Source organism: Photobacterium sagamiensis (genome assembly GCF_050337085.1).
GTDB classification, from domain to species: Bacteria; Pseudomonadota; Gammaproteobacteria; order Enterobacterales; family Vibrionaceae; genus Photobacterium; species Photobacterium sagamiensis.
In genome coordinates this window covers 50,038-75,478 of sequence record NZ_JAKJSP010000022.1, presented here as the reverse complement: position 1 = coordinate 75,478, position 25,441 = coordinate 50,038, and the positions used below count along the sequence as shown (strand labels likewise).

The 25,441-nt window shown below is 49.0% G+C and carries 21 protein-coding genes and 1 other RNA gene; 18 read left to right on the top strand and 4 right to left on the bottom strand.

The features are described 5' to 3' along the window. Positions 1 to 3: 3 nt before the first annotated feature. The 3 genes from L4D76_RS11125 to L4D76_RS11115 are packed head-to-tail and all read right to left on the bottom strand — an operon-like array spanning position 4 to position 2,779. Positions 4 to 594 (bottom strand): phosphoheptose isomerase, encoded by a 591-nt coding sequence (locus tag L4D76_RS11125; RefSeq protein WP_428440971.1) that lies wholly within the window; start codon positions 592 to 594, stop codon positions 4 to 6. 3 nt (positions 595 to 597) lie between these two features. Further along, positions 598 to 966 carry a YraN family protein gene (locus tag L4D76_RS11120; protein ID WP_428440970.1) on the bottom strand — a complete coding sequence of 123 codons (369 nt, stop codon included), beginning with the start codon at positions 964 to 966 and terminating at the stop codon, positions 598 to 600. Then, positions 950 to 2,779, bottom strand: a complete 1,830-nt coding sequence (locus L4D76_RS11115) for a penicillin-binding protein activator (RefSeq protein WP_428440969.1) — start codon at positions 2,777 to 2,779, stop codon at positions 950 to 952. The genes L4D76_RS11120 and L4D76_RS11115 overlap by 17 nt, the downstream gene beginning before the upstream one ends. A gap of 60 nt (positions 2,780 to 2,839) precedes the next feature. On the opposite strand from L4D76_RS11115, the gene rsmI reads away from it, so the two are divergent. From rsmI to lpxC, 17 genes are all read left to right on the top strand, one after another. Next, on the top strand, positions 2,840 to 3,700 hold the full coding sequence (gene rsmI, locus L4D76_RS11110; protein WP_428440968.1) for a 16S rRNA (cytidine(1402)-2'-O)-methyltransferase: 861 nt from the start codon (positions 2,840 to 2,842) through the stop codon (positions 3,698 to 3,700). Between the two features lie 126 nt (positions 3,701 to 3,826). Then, positions 3,827 to 4,208, top strand: an RNA gene (rnpB, locus tag L4D76_RS11105) — RNase P RNA component class A. A 343-nt stretch (positions 4,209 to 4,551) separates the two neighbouring features. Further along, a complete protein-coding gene (gene rsmH, locus L4D76_RS11100) occupies positions 4,552 to 5,499 on the top strand; it encodes a 16S rRNA (cytosine(1402)-N(4))-methyltransferase RsmH (RefSeq protein ID WP_428440967.1) in 948 nt (315 codons plus the stop codon). Continuing rightward, on the top strand, positions 5,496 to 5,816 hold the full coding sequence (ftsL, locus tag L4D76_RS11095; RefSeq protein WP_428440966.1) for a cell division protein FtsL: 321 nt from the start codon (positions 5,496 to 5,498) through the stop codon (positions 5,814 to 5,816). Before rsmH ends, ftsL begins: the two co-directional genes overlap by 4 nt. Positions 5,817 to 5,824: 8 nt before the next feature. After that, entirely contained in the window at positions 5,825 to 7,594 is a 1,770-nt protein-coding gene (gene ftsI, locus L4D76_RS11090; protein WP_428441037.1) for a peptidoglycan glycosyltransferase FtsI, read from the top strand. Further along, positions 7,581 to 9,158 (top strand): UDP-N-acetylmuramoyl-L-alanyl-D-glutamate--2,6-diaminopimelate ligase, encoded by a 1,578-nt coding sequence (gene murE, locus L4D76_RS11085; RefSeq protein ID WP_428440965.1) that lies wholly within the window; start codon positions 7,581 to 7,583, stop codon positions 9,156 to 9,158. The genes ftsI and murE overlap by 14 nt, the downstream gene beginning before the upstream one ends. Continuing rightward, the gene (murF, locus tag L4D76_RS11080) at positions 9,155 to 10,540 is read left to right on the top strand and encodes a UDP-N-acetylmuramoyl-tripeptide--D-alanyl-D-alanine ligase (RefSeq protein WP_428440964.1); all 1,386 of its coding nucleotides are present in this window, start codon (positions 9,155 to 9,157) and stop codon (positions 10,538 to 10,540) included. Before murE ends, murF begins: the two co-directional genes overlap by 4 nt. Beyond that, positions 10,537 to 11,619 (top strand): phospho-N-acetylmuramoyl-pentapeptide-transferase, encoded by a 1,083-nt coding sequence (gene mraY / locus L4D76_RS11075; RefSeq protein ID WP_428440963.1) that lies wholly within the window; start codon positions 10,537 to 10,539, stop codon positions 11,617 to 11,619. Before murF ends, mraY begins: the two co-directional genes overlap by 4 nt. Further along, the gene (gene murD, locus L4D76_RS11070) at positions 11,620 to 12,963 is read left to right on the top strand and encodes a UDP-N-acetylmuramoyl-L-alanine--D-glutamate ligase (RefSeq protein ID WP_428440962.1); all 1,344 of its coding nucleotides are present in this window, start codon (positions 11,620 to 11,622) and stop codon (positions 12,961 to 12,963) included. Then, the gene (ftsW, locus tag L4D76_RS11065; protein WP_428440961.1) at positions 12,957 to 14,177 is read left to right on the top strand and encodes a cell division protein FtsW; all 1,221 of its coding nucleotides are present in this window, start codon (positions 12,957 to 12,959) and stop codon (positions 14,175 to 14,177) included. The genes murD and ftsW overlap by 7 nt, the downstream gene beginning before the upstream one ends. Next, positions 14,164 to 15,228, top strand: a complete 1,065-nt coding sequence (gene murG, locus L4D76_RS11060; RefSeq protein ID WP_428440960.1) for an undecaprenyldiphospho-muramoylpentapeptide beta-N-acetylglucosaminyltransferase — start codon at positions 14,164 to 14,166, stop codon at positions 15,226 to 15,228. Before ftsW ends, murG begins: the two co-directional genes overlap by 14 nt. Positions 15,229 to 15,243: 15 nt before the next feature. After that, on the top strand, positions 15,244 to 16,704 hold the full coding sequence (murC, locus tag L4D76_RS11055) for a UDP-N-acetylmuramate--L-alanine ligase (protein WP_428441036.1): 1,461 nt from the start codon (positions 15,244 to 15,246) through the stop codon (positions 16,702 to 16,704). Between the two features lie 26 nt (positions 16,705 to 16,730). Next, complete coding sequence (locus tag L4D76_RS11050) at positions 16,731 to 16,901, top strand: hypothetical protein (protein ID WP_428440959.1); 171 nt, start codon at positions 16,731 to 16,733, stop codon at positions 16,899 to 16,901. A gap of 50 nt (positions 16,902 to 16,951) precedes the next feature. After that, positions 16,952 to 17,716, top strand: a complete 765-nt coding sequence (locus L4D76_RS11045; protein WP_428440958.1) for a cell division protein FtsQ/DivIB — start codon at positions 16,952 to 16,954, stop codon at positions 17,714 to 17,716. Between the two features lie 12 nt (positions 17,717 to 17,728). Next, the gene (gene ftsA / locus L4D76_RS11040; protein WP_428440957.1) at positions 17,729 to 18,985 is read left to right on the top strand and encodes a cell division protein FtsA; all 1,257 of its coding nucleotides are present in this window, start codon (positions 17,729 to 17,731) and stop codon (positions 18,983 to 18,985) included. Positions 18,986 to 19,018: 33 nt separating this feature from the next. Then, a complete protein-coding gene (gene ftsZ / locus L4D76_RS11035) occupies positions 19,019 to 20,212 on the top strand; it encodes a cell division protein FtsZ (RefSeq protein WP_428440956.1) in 1,194 nt (397 codons plus the stop codon). Between the two features lie 290 nt (positions 20,213 to 20,502). Continuing rightward, positions 20,503 to 21,420: a UDP-3-O-acyl-N-acetylglucosamine deacetylase gene (lpxC, locus tag L4D76_RS11030; protein WP_428440955.1), complete on the top strand. Its 918-nt coding sequence runs from the start codon at positions 20,503 to 20,505 to the stop codon at positions 21,418 to 21,420. Positions 21,421 to 21,783: 363 nt separating this feature from the next. On the opposite strand, the gene L4D76_RS11025 is transcribed toward lpxC, so the two are convergent. Beyond that, the gene (locus tag L4D76_RS11025; RefSeq protein WP_428440954.1) at positions 21,784 to 22,236 is read right to left on the bottom strand and encodes a DUF721 domain-containing protein; all 453 of its coding nucleotides are present in this window, start codon (positions 22,234 to 22,236) and stop codon (positions 21,784 to 21,786) included. A gap of 421 nt (positions 22,237 to 22,657) precedes the next feature. Between L4D76_RS11025 and secA the strand changes: the two genes are divergently transcribed. After that, a complete protein-coding gene (secA, locus tag L4D76_RS11020) occupies positions 22,658 to 25,384 on the top strand; it encodes a preprotein translocase subunit SecA (RefSeq protein WP_428440953.1) in 2,727 nt (908 codons plus the stop codon). Positions 25,385 to 25,441: the final 57 nt, after the last annotated feature.

Below are 25,441 nucleotides of genomic sequence, written 5' to 3'. Positions count from 1 at the left end.
TGCTTATCCTTCATGTTGTGGGAATAACACCTGATCAATCAAATCACATAAACAGTGTATCGTCAGTAGATGACCTTCCTGAATGCGAGCGGTGCGCTGGGACGGGATTCGAATTTCAACATCTTGCACCCCCAGCAGGCCAGCCATTTCACCGCCGTCTTTTCCTGTTAGTGCGATAATGGTCATATCGCGGGTCAGGGCTGCTTCCATCGCCTTGATAATGTTCTTGCTGTTACCGCTGCTTGATAAGACCAACAGAATATCGCCGGCTTGGCCCAGCGCACGAACTTGTTTTGAAAACACTTCATCGTGGTGGTAATCATTAGCCACCGCAGTCAGGGTTGTGGTATCAGCCGTTAGTGATAAGGCTGGCAGGCTCGGGCGCTCTGTTTCAAAACGGTTGATCAGACAAGATGCGAAGTGCTGCGAGTTAGCAGCTGAGCCACCGTTACCGCAAGATAAAATTTTATTACCGTTCAGCAGGCTCTGAACCATAATCTGCGCGGCTTTTGAGATAGCATCAGGCAACGCTTCAGCAGCCGCGATTTGAGTTTGAATACTTTCGGTAAAATTTTCTTTAATGCTTTCTAGCATGGATCAACCTTCAACTAGGATGTTGGTAAACCACTCAATCTGGTGATCGGGGCCTTCGATAGCGACCACATCAAACCGGAACGCGGTGTGTTCGGATGATAAGCCATTTTTTTGTAGCCAAAACAGTGCAGCACGCTTCAGCTTTTGTTGTTTACGCCAGTTTACGGCTTCGGCCGGGGAACCGAAGTGAGTCTGCTTTCTGTACTTTACTTCGACGAAAACCCAGCAATCACCATCGCGCATGATCACATCGATCTCACCACTGCGGCACTGAAAATTACGCGCAACAGGGGTGAGGTTATGGCGCTGTAAAAAACGTTCAGCCATCACCTCATACACCTGGCCTTGCTGGCGTTTATTGAGCAGGCTCAATGCCACTTCCTGTAAAGACAGCCCAACTGATCTGGCGTTGAACCACACACTGGTCGTTAATGCCAAGCTGGCCGGTTTTACCTGATGTGGTGTAATTGTCGACTACACGCATTTGCGGCAGCTCAGTGATCATCTTATAGGCATCCATCCCGAAGGCGTGCAGACGAATAGTGGTGTTGTTCTGGTTCGGCCACAATTGATTGAAACGCTCCATAAAACGCGGGTTAGGATCAACCAGCAATGGAATATCACTGAACTCGATGCCTCGCAGCTCACTCATATCACTGCTGTTGCCAGGGTTACTGCGCGAGCTGGCATACAGCTGCGGCGGTTTAACATCCGGGTTAATGGCAACTTCAATGAATGGCTTAAGCAGGGTTAATTCATTGTTGCTGGCCACCAGGTAGACCGCATCGGTATCACGGCGGCTGCGTTGCTGAGATTCCAGCTCAATCCCTAACAGCTGCTGCATCTGATTGATGCGGGCCTGACTGTCGTTAAGGCCGAAAATGGTCGCGATTTGCTGCTGGATTTCTTTGCGTGAGCCAAAGTTCTTGGCATCCGGCGACTTGCCCGTCAGCTGTTGCCATTGCTCGACGAAAGCAGCACTCACACGCTGGCCAAATTTGTTATTGGGTGCCAGTACTAATGGGTAACGATGACCTTTAGTAAACAGGTGCTGGGCAGCTTGCTCGGCTTCCTGCTCTGGTGACAGTGAGAAATAACAGGCATTGGTCTGACTGAGATCCAGTTGTTCCGGTCGGTTCAGTGCCAGCATAGTGATCTGTTCAGTGTTATCTTGCTGGAATTCAATGACTTTATCTTTACGCAAAGGGCCGATAACAAATTGTACGCCATCTTGCTGCAGCTTGCCCATAATGGCATTTATCGGTTCTGCTTCCGTATCGTAAATCGTCAGTTCGGTGTCAGCATCGCGGCCTGTGTCATCAAGCATGGCATTGACAAAACCATCCCGTACGGCTTTACCCTGTGATTCAAAACGTCCGCTTAGCGGCAATAGCAAGGCAACATTATCCAGTAAGGCGATTTCCAGCGCCATAATGGCTTGCAGTTCAGCGGGCAAATACTGGTTAGCCGGGTGGTAAGGGTTGCTGCCTAACCACTCATCCACCGCACTTTTCAGCCGTACCGGGCGCGGTGAATATGTGTTTTTCAGAATGCTCAACTGAACCCAGCCACGCAGTACGGTTTCATCCTCGTTAAGGCGAAGAGACTGCAGCTGATTATTGTTATAGCGTGATAAATCACGCCACAGGTTTTGCCAGTTAGCGTGTTTTTGCTCTGATGCCAGGTACTGATCCAGCGCGGTACGTTCACGAGCCGCTTTGAACTCCTGATCGAGCTGGGAGAAAAGTTCAGCTCTTAGCATATGGAAACGCTGATACTGGTTGTCGGCCAGCTGCCACCATGGCTGGAAATTAAGGGTATCCAGCGCCTGTTGTGGCTGACCTTGCTGGTAGCGAAGCGTCGCACGGGCCAGTTGCCATTCAGCCATTTGTACCTGGCTGAGTGACATACGGGCAAGGCGTTCTGCCTGCTGCTCCGCTTGTGGCCAGCGGCCTTCTTTGATGAAGGCTTTCAGTGCCAGAATATGCCAGTTAATGCTTTCTAAACCTTCACTGGATTCGGCTTTAATCAGATAATTCGCGGCGCTGTCAGTCGCGGCGGCGGTAATATCAGTGGCCACGGCCTGCTGTTGATCCGACGAGCTACAACCCGCCAAAATCACAGCAAGGGCTACAGGCGCCAACAGTCGTGATACACTTTTACGCTTATGGGTAAAATTGAGCATTGAATTCATTCAACTGTGAAAATTACTCTCTATATTAATTGCAGATGAGATCTTAGACAAATGAGTGAGACCAATTCATGCACGGTAGATGTCGCAACTTTGTACATCGTACCTACACCAATCGGTAATTTAGCGGACATCACGCAGCGTGCATTGGATGTTTTAGCAAATGTAGATTTAATTGCTGCTGAAGACACACGCCATACATCGCGTTTGCTGTCACATTTCTCTATCTCTACCCGCACCTTTGCGCTTCACGATCATAACGAGCAGCAGAAAGCTGACTTTTTGATTGAGAAGCTTCAGGCTGGTACCAGCATTGCACTTGTGTCGGATGCCGGTACTCCCCTGATTAGTGATCCAGGATACCACTTAGTCAATCGTTGTCGTCAAGCGGGTGTCAAAGTTGTGCCATTACCTGGAGCATGCGCAGTTATCACCGCGTTAAGTGCTGCAGGCTTGCCTTCTAACCGATTTAGTTTTGAAGGCTTTTTGCCGCCAAAAACTAAAGGGCGTCGAGATTGTTTTCAGGCACTGGCCGCTGACGAGCGTACGTTGATTTTTTATGAATCTCCACATCGTATTACAGACTCTCTGGCTGACATGTTAGCGGTGTTAGGCCCAGATCGCCAGGTTGTACTGGCACGCGAGCTGACGAAAACGTTTGAAACCATTCATGGTGCCCCGTTGGGTGAGCTGATTGAGTGGCTGAAAGAAGACCGTAATCGTACTCGTGGAGAAATGGTGGTGCTGGTGACGGGTCACCGGGTTCAGAAAGATGAACTGTCGGCAGACGCATTGCGTACTGTTGGTTTATTGGCGAAAGAGCTGCCACTGAAGAAAGCGGCAGCCCTGGCCGCTGAAATCCATGGTGCGAAAAAAAATGCCCTGTATAAGTGGGGGCTGGAGAATTTAGACTAGGACCATCCTCAAATCTCGCCACTAGACACTCTAATTTGACTTTTTTTGCTCTCTTTTTGAGCGTTTGGCGTTGTTGTTGGATTTTTTGCTGGTAACCTGCCTCTGACTCTTATATTATCCGTCGCCGGAGTTGGCCAGGTAATCGCTGCTTCGTTGGTGTCCTTAGGGAGACTGACGAAGGGGAGGAAAGTCCGGGCTCCAAAGGGCAGGGTGCCAGATAACGTCTGGGAGGCGCAAGCCTACGACCAGTGCAGCAGAGAGCAAACCGCCGATGACTCGCTTGCGAGAACAGGTAAGGGTGAAAGGGTGCGGTAAGAGCGCACCGCGCGGCTAGTAATAGTTCGTGGCACGGTAAACTCCACCCGGAGCAAGACCAAATAGGTCCCTAATGGCGTGGCCCGCGTTGGGGACGGGTAGGTTGCTTGAGCCTGTGAGCGATTGCAGGCCTAGAGGAATGATTACCACCGCGCAAGCGGGACAAAACCCGGCTTATCGGCCAACTCCCCTCTTTTAGAATAAAAGGTGATGTTGATTTCTCTTGAGAAGTTAACATCGCCTTTTGTCGTTTATACGACCTAATACTTTTCCCGATTGGTATAATATCGATATTCCACTCGAAAACTTGATCTGGTGAGGGATCTCTGGCGCTAAATCCCCACCTCTCGCTTGACAACTTTTTTGTCTCATACGTACACTTTGTGACGGGTTTTGCGGGAAATTGTGGTACAACAGCCCGTAATCATCGTTATTGCGTCAACAACACGTTGAACTCGATATACAACTCCAGGCTAAGTCACGACAGAACTGTCTGAGTGCCTTAGTGAGCTTTCACTTTAGCTGAACCTAATTTTATGTCTGAACAATTTGAGCACGTCTCCGTTTTACTCCATGAATCTGTTGATGGCTTAGCGATTAAGCCTGATGGAATCTATATTGATGGTACCTTTGGCCGCGGTGGCCACAGCCGTTTGATCCTATCTAAATTAGGTGAAAATGGCCGGTTGTATGGTATTGACCGTGATCCACAAGCGATTGCTGAAGCTCAGAAAATCGATGATCCTCGTTTTACTATCATCCATGGTCCTTTTTCCGGAATGGCTAAATACATGGAAGAACGTGACTTAATTGGTCGTGTCGATGGTGTCTTGTTGGATTTAGGGGTCTCTTCTCCACAACTTGATGATGCCGAACGTGGTTTTAGCTTCATGCGTGATGGCCCGTTAGACATGCGTATGGATCCAACGTCTGGTATCTCTGCGGCTGAGTGGCTGGCAGAGGCAGAAGCTGATGATATTGCCTGGGTGCTTAAAGAGTTTGGTGAAGAACGTTTTGCTAAACGTATTGCGCGTGGCATTGTTGAGCATCGAGAAAATCCAGAAAAAGAACCGCTGACACGTACCAAGCATTTGGCATCACTGATTGCAGAAGTATCACCGTTTAGAGATAAGCATAAACACCCGGCAACCCGTAGCTTCCAGGCGATCCGTATTTATATTAATAGTGAACTGGAAGAGATTGAATTTGCACTAAATGGTGCGATGAAAGTGCTGGCACCACAAGGTCGTTTATCGGTGATCAGTTTCCACTCGCTAGAAGATCGCATGGTAAAACGTTTCATGCGTAAAAATAGCAAGGGGCCAGACGTACCTGCAGGTTTACCGTTAACGGAAGATCAAATTAAAGCGTTAGGCTCTGCCAGTCTTAAGCTTGCTAGCAAAGCAATTAAGCCATCTAAAAATGAATTAGGTGATAATAAGCGCGCACGTAGTTCCGTCTTACGTCTTGCTGAGCGTTTATGACTCAAGAGCCAGAATTGTCTTCAAATCTCGCTCGCCTGATCGCACGTGATATCGTGTCGGTCGGGCGTGTACCGGCGATTTTATCGATTTCTATTCTGATTTCTGCTCTGGCTGTGGTGTATATCACGCACCAGTCCCGTCAGCTGATCGCGCAGCAAGAGCTGCTGCTAATCGAGCGTGACCAGCTTGATATTGAATGGCGAAACCAAATTTTAGAAGAGAATTCATTAGCGGAGCATAGCCGTGTGGAACGGTTGGCAGAAACTGAGCTGGAGATGAAGCGACCTTCTGCAAGCAGCGAAATCGTTGTGCAGTAATCATGTTTATGAAATTTTTTAAGCGTCCAGAAACCAAAAATCAACGTCGCCATGAAGCGCCACCGGTATTTATCCCGTGGCGCTTTGGTGTTATATGCGGGTTTGTTGCTCTCGCCTTGCTCGCTCTGGTTGGCCGTGCAGCCTATATCCAGGTGCTGGAACCGGGCAGGTTAATTCAGGAGGGGGATCTGCGTTCGTTACGCGTGAAAGCAATGCCTTCTGCCCGGGGTATGATTTCTGATCGCAATGAAGAGCAACTTGCCGTCAGCGTACCGGTTCAGGCTATTTGGGCAGATCCGGTCCAAATATACAAAACCGGCGGTATTCAAGAAGTTCAGCGCTGGCACGCCTTAGCGGATGTGCTGGGGGTAGACCGCCAGCAACTGCTTACCCGCCTTGGTAAAAATAAAAAGCGCCGCTTTATCTACCTGCAACGTCAGGTCAGTCCGGCAATGGCTGCCTATGTCAGTAAGTTAAAGCTTCCCGGTATTGGTCTAAAAGATGAATCCCGCCGCTTTTATCCCGCAGGCGAAGTCAGTGCGCATATTATCGGGGTAACCGGTATCGATAGCCATGGCTTGGAAGGCGTCGAGCGTACCTACGATGGCTGGCTGACTGGTGAGCCGGGACGACGCACCGTGCGTAAAGATCGCTATGGCCGTGTGGTCGAGAATATTTCACTGCAAAAGCGTGAGCCGGGTAAACCGCTGGTTCTGAGTATTGACCAGCGTTTACAGGCTGTCGCGTATCGCGCGGTGAAGCAAGCTGTTGTGGATTACCGGGCGGCTTCAGCGTCAGTGGTGATGGTTGATGTTCGAACCGGTGAGATCCTGGCGATGGTGAACGCGCCATCTTACAATCCCAATAACCGCAGTCAGTTACAAAGTTACCGGATGCGTAATCGCGCCATTACAGATGCCATGGAGCCGGGTTCGACCATTAAACCGTTTGTGGTGTTGGCGGCGATGGAAAACGGCACGGCTGATGAAAATACCATTATCAATACCGGTAATGGCATTTTCCAAATCGGAGGTAGCCGGGTACGGGATGTCTCTAAAGTCGGTAAGGTTAACTTGGCTAAGATTTTGCAAAAATCCAGTAATATCGGTGTGAGTAAGCTGTCACTGGCGATGCCGGTTGATGCATTGCTGGGGATGTACAGCAGTGTCGGTTTAGGTGATGAGTCTGGTATTAACTTAATTGGCGAGGCGATGGGATTTTTCCCCGATCGACGTCGCTGGTCTGATTTTGAGCGTGCGACACTGGCGTTTGGCTACGGGATTTCCGTCACGCCTATCCAGCTGGTTCGGGCCTATGCCACGCTGGGTGCGCTGGGGGTAAACCGCCCGCTCTCGATTTTGAAAACAGAAGATGTGGTGCCGGGCCGTCAGGTGGTTTCGTCTGAAAACAGCCGTAAACTGCTCAATATGCTGGAAACCGTGACCCATCCCGGAGGAAGTGCCAAGCGTGCGGCGGTACCGGGTTACCGTGTCGGTGCGAAAACGGGTACTGCGAAAAAGGCCGCTGCTGGCGGTTATAGCGATGAATATGTGGCGATGACCGCCGGTCTTGCCCCTATCAGTAATCCTCGTCTGGCGATGGTGGTGGTAGTGAATGAGCCGCAGGGTGATCAGTATTACGGCGGGGCTATCGCCGCGCCGATCTTCGCCGAAGTCATGGGCAGTGCCCTCCAGATCTTAAATGTCCCGCCGGATGCCGGTACGGGAGAGCAGTTAAATATCGTTCATAACAAGGGCAATACGCATGGCGACACCTAGTCAGAACCATAAGATAGGAGCGTTTTTGTCTCCATTATTTTCAAAATTATGGCTTTCCAAATTACGGCTTTCCAATTTGTCTTTACCCCGGCCTCTGGCTGAACTTGAGGTCAATAGCCTGACCTTAGATAGCCGAGAGGTGAAGGCCGGTGGTTTATTTGTGGCGATAAACGGTCACGCGGTTGATGGCCGTCGCTTTATCCCTGCGGCAATAGATGCGGGGGCGAGTGTCATACTGGCAGAAGCCGATGGCATCGCTGAGCATGGTGATATCGTCGAGCAAGCGGGTGCCTTCATTATTTACGTTACCAATCTCAGCTCACAGCTTTCCGCTCTTGCCGGTCGTTTTTATGGCCAGCCTGACAGCCAGTTAAAGCTGATTGCCGTGACCGGAACCAATGGTAAAACCACCATCAGCCAGCTGCTGGCCCAGTGGGCCGATTTGCTTGGTTACAGATCTGGTGTGATGGGGACAACCGGCAATGGTTTACTGAACCAATTGAAACCTGCGGCCAATACCACAGGCAGTGCCATTGAAATTCAGCAGGTACTGGCCGATCTGGTTGCTCATGGCGCGAATTTAGCGGCCATGGAGATCTCTTCTCATGGTTTGGTCCAGGGGCGAGTCAAGGATCTGAATTTTTGCGCCAGTATTTTTACCAATCTGAGTCGTGATCATCTCGATTATCATGGTGATATGGCCAATTATGCCGACGCCAAGAAAACCCTGTTTACGGAGCATAACGCAGGCATCCCGGTGATTAATGCTGATGATGAAACGGGCAGAGCCTGGCTGTCAGAGCTGCCGAATGCCGTTGCTGTTGCAACTGATAAAGCGTCGATCGCCGGGCACCAAGGGCCGGCGTTATGGCTTACCGATGTCGCGTATAGTACTCAGGGGGTGAGTATTACGTTTGACTCCCGCTGGGGACAAGGACACTTTACCGCCCCGCTAGTCGGATCGTTTAATGTCACCAATCTATTGCTGGCCCTTGCCACGTTATTAGCATTAGGCCACCCCTTAGGCCGGCTAACCGCAACAGCACCAAAGTTACAAGCCGTAATTGGGCGGATGGAAGTTTTTCAAAGACCTGACAAATCAATGGTTGTTGTTGATTATGCTCACACCCCTGATGCGCTAGAAAAAGCCCTGGAGGCTTTACGGGTACATTGTCGCGGTAAATTGTGGTGCATTTTCGGTTGTGGTGGCGATCGTGACAGCGGTAAGCGTCCGATGATGGCGCAAGTGGCTGAACGTTTGGCCGATCATATTATTCTGACCGATGACAACCCGCGCAGTGAAGATCCGGCAATCATCATGGCTGATATGCTTCGGGGATTGCGACTGCCGGAAATGGCCACGGTGATCCATGATCGCAAAGCGGCGTGTCTGCGGGCGCTGGAACAAGCCGATGCCGCTGATATTGTATTACTTGCAGGAAAAGGCCATGAGGATTATCAAATTCTGGCCGATCGCACTATCTATTATTCTGACCGTGAAACGGTACAAGCCCTGCTTATGGAAAGCGACGCTTCAGGAAAAACGAATGGGGAAAACGCATGATCGACGTTCAGCTAACACAACTGGCTGACATTCTGGATGCTGAACTGATTGGTTGCGATACCAGAATCGCCGAGGTATCAACGGATACCCGGAACATTACGGCTGAGACGTTATTTATCGCCCTGAAAGGCGAACGTTTTGATGCCCATGATTTTTGTCAGAGTGCAATGAATAATGGTGCAGCGGCACTATTAGTAAGTCGTCACTTACCTGTTGGCTTACCGCAGCTGGTCGTTAAAGATACCCGTATTGCGCTGGGTCAGCTAGGAACCTGGCTGAAACAGACCATGCAGCAAGAGCACGGTCTTAAGACCTTGGCGCTGACCGGTAGCTGTGGAAAAACCACAGTGAAAGAGATGGCGGCAGCGATTTTAAGCCAGAAAGGCAAAGTACTGGCCACGGCGGGTAACTTTAATAATGACATCGGTGTACCGCTTACCTTATTGCGGCTGACCCCGGAACATGAATATGCGGTGATTGAGCTGGGTGCCAATCATCAGCATGAAATTGCTTACACCGCTAATCTGGTGAAGCCTCAGGTCGCCTTGATCAATAACCTGGCGGAAGCACACCTTGAAGGGTTTGGCTCCTTGGCGGGAGTCGCCAAAGCCAAAGGTGAAATCTTTGAAGGTTTAACGCCGTTGCCTCAAGCGTCGCAAGGAACGGCTATTATCAATCTGGATTCTAACGAACTGGCAATGTGGCAGCCATTATTGGCTGAACATCAGATTTTAACCTTCTCGACCACTCAATCTGGTGCCGATCTCTCAGCAACTGACATATTTATTAACTCTGAAGGGCTCGCTTGTTTTACAATGCGCACCCCTGAAGGCGAAACTGAGATCACATTAACGTTAGCGGGCACTCACAATGTGGCAAATGCCCTGGCTGCTGCTGCATTAACAATGGCAACGGGGGCAACCCTGGCACAAGTTAAAGCGGGTCTGGAGCGGGTAGCAAATGTAAAAGGGCGGGTTGAAGTCAGCCAGCCACGTGACGGGTTACGCCTGATTGATGATACCTATAACGCGAGTGTCGCTTCGGTTAAAGCAGCGATTGATCTCCTGGCATCGTTTAAGGGACAACGCTGGTTCATTTTAGGCGACATGGCTGAACTGGGTGAAGACAGTGACAAACTGCACCGAGAGATCGCTGAGTATGCAACGCAAAGAACGTTGGATCAGGTGCTGACTTATGGTCGTGCCAGTTCTGTCGTCAGCCAGATGAACCAGGGACAACATTTTGAAGACAAGTCAGCACTGATCCAATTGCTGACAGAGCAGCTTAATCCACAGCACCAAGAGGTAACCGTGCTGGTAAAAGGAGCACGTAGTTCCCGAATGGAAGAAGTTATCGCCGCATTGCAGGAAAACACACAATGATTTACTGGTTAGCCGACTTATTAGAGTCCTCTTTTCCTTTTTTTCGCCTGTTTGAATATTTGACGTTTCGCGCAATCGTCAGTGTCCTGACGGCACTGATCCTCTCCCTGTGGATGGGACCTCGTCTTATCGCCCGTTTGCAAATGCTGCAAATTGGCCAGGTAGTACGTAATGACGGCCCTGAATCTCATTTCAGCAAGCGTGGTACGCCAACCATGGGCGGTATCATGATCCTGGCGGCGATCACGATCACTATTTTATTATGGTCTGACTTATCCAATCCGTATGTCTGGGCGGTATTAACCGTCATGCTGGGTTATGGTGCGGTTGGCTTTGTCGATGATTACCGTAAAGTGGTGCGCAAGAACACCGATGGTCTGGTTGCTCGCTGGAAGTTCTTCTGGCAGTCCGTAATTGCTTTTGTGGTCGCTTTTGCCCTGTATGCATACGGTAAAGATACCGCCGCAACGCAACTGGTTGTCCCGTTCTTTAAAGACGTGATGCCTCAGCTTGGCCTGTTTTATATTGTATTCACCTATTTGGTGATCGTGGGTACCAGCAATGCGGTGAACCTGACCGATGGCCTTGACGGCCTGGCGATCATGCCGACGGTAATGGTCGCTGCGGGCATGGCATTTATTGCCTGGGCGACCGGTAACGTGAACTTTGCTAACTACCTGCATATTCCTTACCTGAAGGATGCCAGTGAGCTGGTGATCGTGTGTACCGCTATTGTCGGGGCCGGGCTCGGTTTCCTCTGGTTTAACACCTATCCGGCTCAGGTGTTTATGGGCGATGTCGGTTCCCTGGCGCTGGGTGGCGCCCTGGGTACGATTGCGGTACTGGTACGCCAGGAGTTGCTGCTGGTTATCATGGGCGGGGTATTCGTGATGGAAACCGTGTCGGTGATCCTGCAGGTGGGCTCTTACAAATTACGTGGTCAGCGCATCTTCCGTATGGCGCCGATCCATCACCACTATGAGCTGAAAGGCTGGCCGGAACCTCGTGTTATCGTTCGTTTCTGGATCATCACATTAATGTTGGTATTGATTGCCCTGGCAACGCTAAAGGTACGATAAATGAATGGCTTAGACGGTGTGAAGAAGGTAGTCGTCATCGGGTTGGGAATGACCGGCCTGTCGGTGGTTAATCATCTGCTACGTCAATCTGGCGAACGCGATATAAAAGTGATTGATACCCGTACCACACCGCCTGGGCAAGATAAGCTGCCAACAAGTGTGGAGTTATGCGCCGGGCAGTGGAACATGGATTGGCTTTTAGAGGCCGATCTGATTGTTGCCAGTCCGGGCATTGCCCTGGCGACCCCAGAGTTGCAGGCAGCCGCTGAAGCGGACATTGAGATCGTCGGCGATATCGAGTTATTTGCTCGCGCCGTCACCAAGCCTGTTGTCGCGATCACCGGATCAAATGGTAAGAGTACCGTCACCAGCCTGGTCGGCGAGATGGCAAAAGAAGCCGGTATTAACGTCGGTGTGGGGGGCAATATCGGTTTTGCGGCACTGGATATGCTGGCGCAAGATCATGACTTGTATGTCTTAGAGTTGTCCAGTTTTCAGCTGGAGACGACCTCATCGCTGCAACTCAAAGCCGCGGTGTATCTAAATCTGTCAGAAGATCACATGGATCGCTACCTGGGGCTGGATGATTACAGCCAGGCGAAGATGCGGATCTTTAACCATACGGATTTGGCTATTTATAACCGTGATGATCTGGCGACCTGTCCACACGATTTTGCCCATGCGATGACCAGTTTTGGTTTTGATGCAGAAGAATATGGTCTGAAACTGGAGCAGGGTGAAGAATATTTAGCGGTCGCGGGTCAATCTCAGATGAAAACCCGCGATATTGCGCTAGTCGGCCGTCATAATGTTGCCAACAGCCTGGCAGCCCTTGCACTGGCTGACGCGGTTAATATTGATCGTCAGGCGGCTTGCCGGGCTTTAAAACGCTATACCGGCCTGACACACCGTTGCCAGTTAGTGGTTACTGAGCATGGGGTACAATGGGTCAATGACTCTAAGGCAACCAATCTGGCCAGTACGCTGGCGGCGCTGAAAGGGCTGAATTTATCGGGTCGGCTGCATCTGTTAGTCGGTGGTGACGGAAAAGGGGCTGATTTTTCTGAACTAAAGCCTGTTCTGGCGGACTTAAATGTACAGCTGTACTGTTTTGGCCGTGATGGCCATATTTTTGCGTCTTTGGTTGAAGCGCCGGTTTGTGTCGAGACGATGGCACAAGCGATGGACATGGCCGCACAGGCGGCACGGGCGGGAGACATGATTTTGTTGTCGCCAGCATGTGCCAGTTTTGATCAGTTCCCTAACTTTATGGCGCGGGGGGATGCATTTATCGAACAGGCGAAAGTGCTGCAGCATAACGTAGCCGGAGCAACTGCATGCTAAAACAAGCCAGAAATGGCATGTTATCGGCCAGTGACTGGTTAACCAAACCGGCAGCGCCTTGCATGTATGACCGTCAGCTGGTGTGGATAGCCCTGGCCTTGATGGTGACGGGTCTGGTGATAGTAACCTCAGCTTCCGTGCCAGTGGCTACCCGTCTGACCGATATACCTTTTTATTTTGCCTTGCGTCATGGTTTCTTTCTGGTTTGTTCACTGGTGATAGCCGCTTTTATCGTCCAGGTGCCGCTGGAACGCTGGCGTCAGCTTAGTGTGCCGATGTTGCTGACGTCCATATTCTTGCTGGTCTTGGTATTGCTGATTGGCCGTTCAGTGAATGGGGCATCTCGCTGGATCCCGCTAGGGATTTTTAACCTGCAGCCAGCGGAAGTTGCGAAGTTATCGCTGTTTATATTTCTAGCCGGTTATCTGGTTCGTCAATACAGCCAGGTACGAGAGAGTTTTTTTGGCTTTATCAAGCCGCTGGTCGTTTTAGGTATTCTGGCTGTGCTGTTGCTGCAGCAACCGGATTTAGGCTCCTTCGTCGTGATGTTTGTCACAACCGTAGGCATGTTGTTTATTGCCGGAGCCAAGTTATGGCAATTTCTGGCAATGATTGCGACCGCGTTATTTGGTATTGGCGTTTTGATTGTGTTCGAGCCCTACCGGATGCGTCGTGTCACATCTTTTTTGGATCCGTGGGAAGACCCGTTCGGCAGTGGTTACCAGCTGACTCAGTCATTAATGGCCTTTGGCCGTGGCGAGTGGTTGGGACAGGGGCTGGGTAACTCGATTCAAAAGCTGGAGTACCTGCCAGAGGCGCATACTGACTTTGTGTTTGCGGTGCTGGCCGAAGAGCTGGGGCTGATCGGGGTCACGGTTGTGCTGATACTGATTTTCGCCCTGGTATTTAAAGCGCTCTTTATTGGCCGTAAATGCTTACAGTCAGAACAGCTGTTTGGTGGTTTTCTGGCATTTGGGTTTGGTTTCTGGTTCGCATTTCAGACTCTGGTCAATGTCGGCGCAGCAGTCGGCATGGTGCCGACCAAAGGCCTGACACTACCCTTGATCAGTTATGGTGGTTCAAGTTTGTTTATTATGTCAGCAGCGGTCGCTATTTTGCTGCGAATCGACCATGAACAGCGGCTGGCAGCGAAATACGGACCTGTAGATTCAGAACAATTGGATGATAAAAATACCAACAATGAACAACAATAAACGTTTATTAGTGATGGCTGGTGGTACTGGCGGTCATGTTTTTCCGGGATTGGCTGTTGCAAAAAAATTACAGCAAGAAGGCTGGGAAATTCGCTGGCTAGGTACTGCGGATCGTATGGAAGCAGATTTGGTGCCAAAGCATGGCATTGAAATCGACTTCATTAAAGTGAAAGGCTTACGTGGTCAGGGCATCATGGGTTTGTTGGCCGCGCCTGTTAAAATTGTCGGTGCGATCCTGCAAGCAAGAAAATACATTAAAGCCTGGCAACCGGATGTGGTACTTGGCATGGGCGGTTATGTCAGCGGTCCCGGTGGCGTTGCTGCCTGGCTCTCGGGTGTCCCCATTGTGTTACACGAACAGAATGCGGTGGCGGGTTTAACCAATCAATGGTTATCTCGACTCGCCGCCCAGGTTTTACAGGCATTTCCTGGTGCTTTTGCCAATAAAGAGGTTGTTGGTAATCCTGTTCGTCAGGATGTGACAGCACTCGCAAGCCCTCAGGAACGTTTTGCCGATCGCCAGGGCCCGGTACGTATTCTTGTTATGGGCGGAAGCCAAGGGGCACGTATTCTGAACCAGACACTACCTGAAGTCGCGGGTTTGTTAGGCGATAAAGTGACTATCTGGCATCAGGCGGGTAAAGGAAGCCAGGCTGAAACCGAGCAAGCTTATGCCGCTCAAACCGATAGGCCTCATAAAGTCACCGAATTTATTGATGATATAGCGGCGGCGTATGCCTGGGCAGATATCGTGGTGTGCCGTTCCGGTGCGTTAACGGTTTCAGAGTTGTCGGCAGCCGGGGTGGGGGCGATTTTCGTTCCTTTCATGCATAAAGATCGCCAGCAGGCATTAAATGCCGATCATCTGGTACAGGGTGGTGCCGCTAAAATGATTGAGCAGATGGATTTAACTGCGGCAGGCTTAGCTGAAGAATTAAACCATTTAGATCGTCGCACACTTGAGAAAATGGCAAGTGCTGCACGGGATGCAGCGATAGTTGATGCTGACGTTCGGGTAGCGAACGTGATCAAATCGCTAGCAACAAAATAAGATGAGAACAGAGTGATGAGTAAACTGGATAACCAGCAATTAGCAAAAATCAGAACCATGGTGCCAGAGATGCGCCGCGTTGAGCGTATTCACTTTGTTGGAATTGGTGGTGCCGGAATGAGCGGCATCGCAGAAGTATTAGTGAATGAAGGTTACCGTATTAGCGGATCAGATCTTGCCCCGAACGCTGTGACCAATAGCCTGACGAGCAAAGGCGCGGAAATCTTTTTTGGCCATGCGGCTGAAAATGTCACCGGTGCCAGTGTGGTAGTGGTCTCGACCGCGATAGCGCAGGATAACCCTGAACTGGTTGCAGCAAGAGAACAACGTATTCCTGTGGTACGCCGGGCAGAGATGCTGGCAGAGCTGATGCGCTATCGTCATGGAATTGCAGTTGCCGGAACCCATGGTAAAACCACCACCACCGCTTTGCTGACACAAATCTATTCTGAAGCTGGTCTCGATCCGACCTTTGTCAATGGCGGTTTGGTAAAAAGCGCGGGTACCAATGCCCGTTTAGGCTGTAGTCGTTACCTGATTGCAGAAGCGGATGAAAGTGATGCGTCATTCTTGCATCTGCAGCCGATGGTATCGATCGTCACCAATATTGAAGCTGACCATATGGATACCTATGGTGGTGATTTTGAAGTATTAAAGCAGACATTTATCGATTTCCTTCATAATCTGCCATTTTATGGTTTGGCGGTGATGTGTATCGATGATCCTGTTGTTCGTGAGCTGTTACCCAAAATTGGACGTCAAATAATAACGTACGGTTTTTCTGAGGATGCCGATTTGCGTCTTGTTGATTATAATCAGCAAGGCCAACAGGGCTATTTTTCAATTTTACGCAAAGGCAAACCTAGACTTACCGTAAAATTGAATGTTCCGGGTAAGCACAATGCGCTAAATGCGACAGCTGCGGTGGCCGTGGCAACAGAAGAAGGTGTCAATGATGATGCCATTATTCACGCACTGGCAGAGTTTCAAGGGACAGGACGTCGTTTTGACCATTTAGGCGATTTTGAAACGGGCAATGGCACCGTTATGCTGGTCGATGACTACGGCCACCATCCAAGTGAAGTGGATGTGACGATTCAGGCAGCCCGCGCTGGCTGGCAAGATAAACGCCTGGTGATGGTGTTCCAGCCGCATCGATACAGCCGGACTCGTGATCTGTATGATGATTTTGCCAATGTACTGGAACAGGTCGATGTGTTGCTGATGCTGGATGTGTATTCGGCCGGTGAAACACCGATTGCCGGGGCCGATGGACGTGCACTGTGCAGAACGATTCGGGGGCGAGGCAGAATTGATCCGATTTTTGTTCCGACATGTGATGCATTACCCGCGGCACTGGCCAATATTATTCAAAATGATGATTTAGTGTTGACCCAGGGTGCCGGCGATGTGGGCAAAATTGCGCGTCAATTAGCGGAAATGAAGCTGGATATTACCGAAATGAGAGGCGAATAGCCTCTCATAAGCGTGTGGCGGTGAAAATGCCAGCATTATTATTTGTGCGCTTTGGCATTGTTTTTGTGGGTTTTATCACCGCCAATATGGAATTAGCATCAGGTTATGCAACGAAAACGTCAACAATAGTTGGAGAGCAACGAGTTGGTCGGTATAATCGCTCAACTTTGCTTAGTAATACCTGGGTAGCTCCATGACTTACGGATTGGCAATATTGGCTAGTTAGGTAAGGGTAAGCAGACAAAATATGGCTGAAGCAGTCGTAAAAAGAATAAGCTATCTTTCACCTTCAGTTGTTAGCAGACACTGGGGGGGATTGGCGTTTTTTCTTTTTGTCATTGGTTTTACAGCATGGTTGATCAGTGCCACGATGAACTGGATGACAGACGTAAATCGTTTGCCTCTTTCTCAACTGGTCATTCAAGGCGAACTGGATTACCTGACAACCGAAGATGTACGCCAGGCGATTTTGCAGCTTGATCATCTGGGCAGTTTCATGACTCAGGATGTCGATGATATACAAGGAATATTAGAGTCATTACCTTGGGTATCACGTGCATCAGTACGTAAACAATGGCCAGAAACAGTAAAAGTGTTTCTTGTTGAGCATCAACCTGCTGCGGTCTGGAATGACGAGCATCTGGTTAATCAGCAAGGTATGGTTTTTGCCGCGCAAGCACAGCAGGTGGCCGATTTAGGGTTGGCTCATCTGACAGGACCTGATAATAATAGTCAGGAAGTGCTTGCTGCGTTGCGTGAAATGCAACCAAGATTACAGCTTGCGGGCTTTGAAATTGATACGCTTGCATTAAACGAGCGACGATCCTGGCGAATATGGCTGACCAATGGAATTCGGCTTGAGCTGGGTCGAGAGGCCCGGATGGAGCGCCTGGAGCGCTTTATATGGCTTTATCCTGAGTTAGAACAGCAGGGCAAGGCGATAGAGTACGTAGACTTGCGTTATGATACTGGCGCAGCTGTGGGTTGGAAAATTGTTCCTGAACAAGAATAAGAGCGTGCGCTAATGACTAAGGCGGCAGATAAAAAACTCATAGTTGGTCTTGATATCGGCACCTCCAAAGTATGTGCTTTGGTTGGAGAAGTGCTTCCTGATGGCAATGTAAATGTCATTGGGGTCGGCAGCAGCCCGTCGCGTGGAATGGATAAAGGCGGAGTCAATGATCTTGAATCCGTCGTGAAATCGGTTCAGCGTGCGGTTGATCAAGCGGAACTGATGGCAGATTGCCAAATCTCTTCCGTGTATTTGTCGTTATCAGGCAAACATATTCGTTGCCAAACAGAAAAAGGCATGGTGCCGATTTCTGACAAAGAGGTAACCCAAGATGACGTCGATAATGTTATTCATACGGCGAAATCGGTAAAAATTAGCGATGAACACCGAACTTTACATGTAATTCCTCAGGAATTTGCTATTGATTATCAGGACGGCATAAAAAACCCGGTTGGTTTATCGGGGGTTCGCATGGAAGCCAGTGTTCATCTGATCACTTGTCACAACGACATGGCGCGCAATATCGTTAAAGCGGTTGAGCGTTGTGGGTTGAAAGTCGATCACCTTATTTTTTCTGGCCTGGCTGCCAGCCATGCTGTGCTCACGGCAGATGAACGTGAACTGGGTGTTTGCGTCGTTGATATTGGTGGTGGCACCATGGATCTCGCGGTCTGGTCTGGTGGCGCGTTACGCCATGCTGAAGTGATACCGTATGCCGGCAATGTTGTCACCAGTGACATTGCTTACGCATTTGGTACGCCGCCAGGCGACGCGGAAAAGATCAAAGTGAAATACGGCTGTGCGCTGAGTGAGCTGGTAAGTAAAGATGCCAAGGTTGATGTCCCTAGTGTGGGAGGTCGACCATCAAGAAGTTTACAAAGTCAGACTTTAGCGGAAGTGATAGAGCCTCGATACAGTGAATTATTGGGGCTGGTTAATCACAAGCTAGTCGAAATACAAGATCAACTGCGAGATGCGGGTGTAAAACATCATTTAGCTGCCGGTATTGTCTTAACAGGCGGTGCCGCGCAGATGGAAGGTTTGATTGAGTGTGCTGAGCGGGTTTTCCGCAATCAGGTACGTATTGGTCAGCCCTTGGAGCTAAGTGGGTTAACTGATTATGTTCAGGCGCCGCATTTTGCTACAGCAGTAGGTTTACTGCATTACGGAAAGGACAGTCAGGCATTTGATGAAGGTGAACTGGAACCAAAACGATCGGTTTCAGGAATATTCGCCAAAATCAGTGGCTGGCTAAAAAAAGAATTTTAACCCTGATGCGAACAGGATGAACGGAGAGAACAAATGTTTGAACCGATGATGGAAATGTCTGATGAAGCGGTAATTAAGGTCATTGGCGTTGGCGGCGGCGGCGGTAATGCTGTCGATCACATGGTACGTGAGTCGATTGAAGGTGTTCAGTTCATCAGTGTAAATACTGATGCTCAGGCACTTCGTAAAACCAGTGTTAGCACTGTTATCCAGATTGGTGGTGACATCACCAAAGGTCTGGGAGCGGGTGCAAACCCACAAGTGGGTCGTGATTCTGCGCTTGAAGATCGCGAGGCGATTAAAGCGGCGCTTGACGGTTCTGACATGATATTCATCGCAGCCGGTATGGGCGGTGGCACCGGTACGGGTGCTGCGCCTATTATTGCTGAAGTGGCAAAAGAACTCGGTATTCTGACTGTTGCCGTTGTGACTAAGCCATTTAGCTTTGAAGGCAAGAAGCGCATGGCTTTCGCGGAACAAGGCATTGAAGAGCTTTCTAAGCACGTCGATTCCCTGATTACGATTCCGAATGAAAAGCTACTGAAAGTATTAGGTCGTGGTATCACTCTATTAGATGCATTTGCGAAAGCAAATGATGTCTTGAAAAATGCTGTACAAGGTATTGCAGAGCTGATCACTCGTCCTGGCATGATCAACGTCGACTTTGCGGACGTGCGTACTGTGATGTCAGAAATGGGCCACGCAATGATGGGTAGCGGTGTCGCTACCGGTGATGATCGAGCTGAAGAAGCGGCAGAAATGGCGATTTCAAGCCCGCTATTGGAAGACATCGATCTTGCTGGTGCTCGTGGCGTCTTGGTTAACATTACCGCTGGCCTGGATATGCGTCTTGACGAGTTTGAAACTGTGGGTAACACAGTGAAAGCTTTTGCATCGGACAACGCAACGGTTGTTATCGGTACGTCACTTGATCCTGATATGAGTGATGAACTACGTGTAACAGTAGTCGCGACAGGCATCGGTAAAGAATCTAAGCCGGATATCACATTAGTGACGACGGCGAAGCCAGTTCAGGCAGTACAGCAGGAAAAACCAGCTGTACCAGTTGAAGAGCCAAAGGCTGCACCGCTTTCTCAGCCATCTGCGGCAGTAGAAAGTAGCAGTGTTCAGCAGTCTTCATCGACGGCGACAGCACAAAAATCAAAACCTCAAGCTGAGCATGATTACCTTGATATTCCAGCATTTTTACGCAAGCAAGCTGACTGATTTTTAGTGATTAGTTAGTAATGTTTTTTGGCAGTGCAGATCGCAGCGATGTTTTTCAAGCGCAAGATGAGAGTGCAGAGTTTATAATGATAAATGAGCACTTTCGATGGCGTTAATGGGCGACCATCGTTAAGGTCTGGATAGCTAAAAAGTAAATGGTTTGGGTTATATCCTGATATATGGTATGATTTCTGCCCATTTTCGTTATATAACGGGTCGTTATGCAACAGAGGAATGGGCGGGTTATTAGTCTGTAAAAGACGGGCTAGAAAAACAGTTGAGACAAGCAGATGATCAGACAACGTACGCTTAAAAGCATTGTGCAAACAATTGGAGTGGGTCTTCACTCCGGGCGTAAAGTCACGCTTATTTTGCGCCCAGCGGCCGCAAATACGGGTGTGATTTACCGTCGTACAGATTTAAATCCACCAGTGGATTTTCCTGCAGACGCAAATTCTGTGCGTGATACCATGCTATGTACAGCGCTTGTTAATGAACAAGGCGTGCGTATCTCAACCGTTGAACACTTGAATGCAGCATTAGCCGGCATGGGCATCGATAATGTTATTATCGAAGTTGATGCACCTGAAATCCCAATTATGGATGGTAGTGCAAGCCCGTTTATCTATCTGCTTCAATCTGCGGGAATTGAAACGTTGAACGCGCCTAAGCGTTTCTTACGTATCAAAAAGCCTGTTCGCATTGAAGATGGCGACAAATGGGCGGAGCTGGTTCCTTATAATGGTTTCCGTCTCGACTTTGCTATCGACTTTAACCATCCTGCGATTGATTCAGATCAGCAGCGCTTGGTGCTGGATTTTTCAAGTAAGTCATTCGTAAAAGATATCAGCCGTGCTCGTACCTTTGGCTTCATGCGTGACATTGAATATCTTCAGTCTCAGAACTTGTGTCTGGGCGGGAGTTTTGACAACGCGATTGTTCTGGATGACTACCGCATCCTAAACGATGAAGGCTTGCGTTTTGACAATGAGCTCGTGACTCACAAAGTATTGGATGCCATTGGCGATCTGTACATGTGTGGCCACAATATCATTGGTGAAATGCGCGCATACAAATCAGGCCATGCACTGAATAACCAATTATTGCGTGCGGTATTGGCTGATCAAGAAGCGTATGAGTGGTCAACCTTCCAGGAAGAGCAAGACGTTCCTGTGACGTTTGCCCAACCGGGTATGGTGCTAGCTTAAGCACAAATTAAGAATTTAAAAAAAGCCGGACTCAGTCCGGCTTTTTTGTTTTATATTCTTTAGAACTTAGCACCTAAACACAGTGAAGATGATTGAAACGGTTAAAGTCCGTCATCCCAGAAACCGCCAAACACTGAACTTGTAGGCTTTCTCAAAACTTACCTGGCGTGTTATCAGGGATCCATCATGCACGGAAGGTTCAGTGGACTGTGGATCCCCGATAATCGCTACTGTAAATCCAATCGATAATAAAAAGATCAGCATTAAGCGATTTCGAGGATGACGACGGTTTGGCTTCATCGATAAAAAACTAATCTGTTCAATCAATCATAATTAATGAGTCAAGGCACTAGAACCTAGAACTTATCTCTTTGCTGCTAACTGCGCCAGCCGCTCAAGCTTCGCCTTCACTTTATCGGGGGCGTTGGCCGCTGCGGCTAATAAGTGCTGAGCGGCAACCGCGCTGATCGGTTTTTGCACAATATCCGGCTTTTTATCTTCTTTAGCCTTCTGTACCGCAGCGAGCTCCGGGTTCACTTTGATCTCAATATTAACCAGCTTCGGCAGTAGGTTAGATCGTAACTGGCTGATTAAGGTATTGCGTTCATAGTTGAGCCGCATAGACCAGGCTGCAGAAGAGGTTTCAATAATTAAGATCCCCTGGCGATAGTTACTAACACGGCAATGCTGGGCGCAATTTAAGTGTTGGCGCACGGCATCATTGAGCTTGCTAAGCGCAATCGCACGCTGCTGAATATTGCTCAAACCGCTGTCATCCAACAGGCTGGCTGTTGTTTGGGGGCGATGATCTCTCATAATACTCATTCCCGGATCAATGTTTGGTTAACCAGACTGGTATAAGTTCTAATTTTTCATATATGGAGAGCAAGTCACTTGCTTTTACCATAGGCGGCATCGTTAATATGGCTTATTATACCAGCTCCATGGGATGTCATGCGCCGAAATGATCTGTTAACCAATGGGAATGACTGCTGATTATTGGTCGTTCCAGCCAACATTATGTCGTAACAATGGTATTGTTTTCTTATTCCCCTTGAAAGTGACAAGGAGTGCCACAATATCATTTACAACCATTGTTTTAGGTGTTGGCCTCATTGTCACCCAAAGTGACGGATTCAGGCGGAACAGGGATGACCACTATCCCCGTCAATGACCCTCAGATTAAGCAATTCAGCGTGTATTGTGAGCTGAAATAACAAAGAGAAACGGCATCGTCATGTTATCAAAACTACTGACTAAAGTTATCGGTAGCCGTAACGACCGCACCCTGCGTCGTTTGCGCAAAGTTGTTGATGAAATCAACAAGTTAGAACCTCAATTTGAAAACATTCAGGATGAAGAGCTGAAAGCAAAAACAGCCGAATTTCGTGAGCGTTTAGATCAGGGTGAAACACTGGAACAGCTTCTTCCTGAAGCGTTTGCAACAGTTCGTGAAGCATCAAATCGTGTGTTTGGCATGCGCCATTTCGACGTTCAGTTGATTGGCGGCATGGTACTGGACAATTGCCAGATTGCAGAGATGCGTACCGGTGAAGGTAAGACATTAACTGCAACCTTGCCTGCCTATCTGAATGCGCTGACAGGTAAAGGTGTTCACATTGTTACCGTGAATGACTACCTGGCTTCGCGTGATGCTGAAACAAACCGTCCGTTATTTGAATTCCTGGGTATGACCGTTGGTGTCAACGTACCCAATATGCCGCCGCAAGCGAAAAAAGAAGCTTACGCCGCCGATGTGCTTTACGGTACCAATAACGAATTTGGTTTTGATTACCTACGCGATAACATGGCGTTCCGCCCGGAAGATCGTGTTCAGCGTGAACGCTTCTTTGCCGTTGTCGATGAAGTCGACTCCATCCTTATCGATGAAGCCCGTACTCCGTTGATCATCTCCGGCCCTGCCGAAGATAGTTCAGAACTTTATACCAAGATCAATACGCTTATTCCCCTGCTGGTTAGGCAAGATCAGGAAGACAGCGAAGAGTATCGTGGCGAAGGTCACTACACTGTTGACGAGAAATCCAAACAGACTCACCTGACTGAAAACGGTCAGGAGTTTGTGGAAGAATTACTGAAGCAGAACGAAATGATGGCAGAGGATGATACCTTGTATTCTCCTACTAACATCAGCCTGTTGCATCATGTGAATGCTGCACTGCGTGCCCATGTTCTGTTTGAATGCGATGTTGATTATATCGTTAAAGATGACGAAGTGATCATTGTCGATGAGCACACGGGTCGTACTATGCCGGGCCGTCGCTGGTCTGAAGGTCTTCACCAGGCTGTTGAAGCCAAAGAAGGCGTGAAGATCCAGAATGAAAACCAGACGCTGGCATCCATTACCTTCCAGAACTATTTCCGTCTGTATAGCAAACTGTCTGGTATGACCGGTACTGCTGATACAGAAGCATTTGAATTCCAGTCTATCTACGGCTTGGAAACCGTTGTTCTGCCGACGAATAAGCCCATGGTCCGTGATGATATGGGTGATTTGGTTTACATGACCGAGGCGGAGAAATTTACGGCAATCTGCGACGATATTAAAGAGCGTGTTGTCAAAGGCCAACCGGTATTGGTGGGCACAGTTTCGATTGAAAAATCCGAATTGCTGTCTAATGCATTGAAAAAGCAAGGTATTAAGCACCAGGTACTGAACGCTAAGTTCCACGAAAAAGAAGCCGACATTGTTGCTCAGGCGGGTCAGACTGGTTCTGTGACCATTGCGACCAATATGGCCGGTCGTGGTACGGATATCGTGTTAGGTGGTAGCTGGCAGAATGAAATTGCCAAGCTGGAAGCACCAACGGATGGCCAAATCGAACAGATTAAAGCGAAGTGGAAAGAATATCATGCTGCTGTTCTGACTTCGGGAGGTTTGCATATTATCGGTACCGAGCGTCATGAATCTCGCCGTATCGATAACCAGTTACGAGGCCGTTCGGGTCGTCAGGGCGATGCCGGTTCTTCACGCTTCTATCTATCGATGGAAGATGGTCTGATGCGTATCTTTGCGTCAGATCGTGTTTCTAACATGATGAAAAAGCTGGGTATGGAAGAAGGCGAAGCGATTGAGCACCCTTGGGTAACTAAGGCAATTGAAAATGCTCAGCGTAAGGTTGAAGGCCGTAACTTCGATATCCGTAAGCAATTACTTGAATTCGATGATGTGGCGAACGATCAGCGTAAGGTCGTTTACGAATTACGTGATGAACTGATGAACGCTGATGATATCAGCGACATGATCGGACAAAATCGCGAAGACGTTCTGCTTGCGATGATTGACAGCTATATTCCGCCACAGTCACTGGAAGAAATGTGGGATGTGAAAGGGCTGGAAGATCGTCTTAAAACCGATTTCGATCTGGATCTGCCGATTCAGGAATGGCTGGATACGGAAGACAAGCTTTACGAAGAAGCGCTGCGTGAACGTATTGTTGAGCAAGCCGTTTCTATCTATCAGCAGAAAGAGGATGTGGTAGGCGCTGAAGTGCTTCGTAACTTCGAAAAAACGGTCATGCTGCAAAATCTGGATATGCTTTGGAAAGAGCACCTTGCTGCGATGGATCACCTGCGTCAGGGGATCCACCTGCGTGGTTATGCCCAGAAGAATCCAAAACAAGAGTACAAGCGCGAATCGTTTGAACTGTTTGAGGAAATGTTAGAAAGCCTTAAATCTGATGTGATCGCAATCCTGAGCAAAGTGCGTGTACAACAGCAGGAAGAAGTTGATCGGATGGAAGCTGAGCGCCGCCAGCAAGCGGAAGAGCTGGCTCGCCGTCAGCAGTATCAACATCAGAATGCCGATAGCCAAATCGCTGATAACAGTGATGAGCAAGCCGCTGCAGGTACTTTCCAGCGTGATGAGCGTAAAGTGGGCCGTAACGAGCCTTGTCCATGTGGTTCTGGCAAGAAATACAAACAATGTCACGGTAAGATCAATTAATTGATCCGCCGAATCACGGTTTTATAGAGTAAAAAGGTCGCGCAAGCGGCCTTTTTG